1 pseudogene is annotated in these 278 nt (G+C 70.5%); it reads right to left on the reverse strand.

What is annotated here, in order from left to right:
- A pseudogene (locus EN852_RS40615) lies at positions 1-278 on the reverse strand (4-(cytidine 5'-diphospho)-2-C-methyl-D-erythritol kinase); the annotation flags it as partial.

Here is a 278-nt window from a genome sequence, read left to right on the forward strand (position 1 = left end):
ATAGCGAGCTTCCAGAGCCGCGCCAGAGCATTGAGCGCGGCCGCCGCATCGCTAGAGCCGCCGCCGACGCCCGAGGCGATCGGCAGGTTCTTTTCCAGCCGGATGGCGACCGGCGGCGCATGTTGCGCGCCGGCTTCCCGGCGCAAAGCATCGCGCGCCTTCACCACCAGGTTGCCGCCGTCCAGCGGCAGGCCGGCGGCATAGCGGCCGGATACCGAGAATTGGTCGTGCTCCGCCGGCTCGATCTCGAGCCGGTCGCCGAAGCGTGTGAACACGGC

It is taken from the genome of Mesorhizobium sp. M2E.F.Ca.ET.209.01.1.1 (assembly GCF_004010375.2).
In the GTDB taxonomy this organism is placed as follows: domain Bacteria; phylum Pseudomonadota; class Alphaproteobacteria; order Rhizobiales; family Rhizobiaceae; genus Mesorhizobium.